The following is a 741-nucleotide window of genomic DNA, read 5'->3' as shown; positions in this document are numbered from 1 at the left end:
AACGTGGAAAGTGCGCTTGTCCCTTGAAGAAGCGCCTGAACGCCTGCTCTGCATTGACGAGGACCTTCTTGCGCGCCTTGGAGCCGCACTGGTCAATCCAAGGGAGTTTCTTCTTCAGCACATGGTTGACGTACTTGTCGAAGTCATTGGCGGTGACGAAACGGCGCTGCTTCTCATCGAGGACGCCGCGCTGATACAGGCGGTACAGCCAGATGTTGCGGGCGATGTACTGGTTCGCGAGGAAGCGGCAGATGCCGAGTGAACGGCGAACTTTATCCTTCTGCCGTTCGGTGAGACGGAGCTCTGTCTTGAATGCCTTCAGCAAGTTCCTCATCTCCTTCAATCTGCTTCTTGTACTTACGTAACCCATAAAGCCGACAAGAAAATACATGAAGTATACTGACGATATCCTGCACCAGCTCTTCCTGCGGGGACAGCTTCTCGTTCTTCACGACCACGATCTCCACGTTGAACTTCTTGCAGAACCGCTCAAACCAATCGAACCCGAATCGGACAAAACGATCGCGGTGTGACACGAGGATCATCCTGACCTGATTTTCCATGACAGCATCTAGGAGCTGATTCCATTTCTTACGGTTATAATTCAGACCACTGCCATAATCTCGGACGATGGTATCGACAATCAAGCCTTTAGCATTCGCGTATTGCTGGAGGAAATCCACCTGGTTCTCTAGATCATCTGCCTGCTTCCGGCTCGATACCCTGGCATATAGAACAATC

The 741-nt window shown here is 51.4% G+C and carries 2 protein-coding genes; both read right to left on the bottom strand.

Annotated features, from left to right (window positions below):
• Positions 1 to 334: helix-turn-helix domain-containing protein (locus MITSMUL_RS02125; RefSeq protein ID WP_147653141.1), on the bottom strand; the 334-nt coding region annotated here is incomplete at its 3' end.
• Positions 273 to 741 (bottom strand): IS607 family transposase (locus tag MITSMUL_RS13025; protein ID WP_005839534.1); only part of this gene is annotated, 469 nt, incomplete at its 5' end. The genes MITSMUL_RS13025 and MITSMUL_RS02125, both read right to left, overlap by 62 nt.

Origin of the sequence: Mitsuokella multacida DSM 20544 (assembly GCF_000155955.1) — a bacterium.
In the GTDB taxonomy this organism is placed as follows: Bacteria; Bacillota; Negativicutes; order Selenomonadales; family Selenomonadaceae; genus Mitsuokella; species Mitsuokella multacida.
Note: the sequence above shows the minus strand (reverse complement) of the source record. Positions and strands in the feature narration are given on the sequence as shown.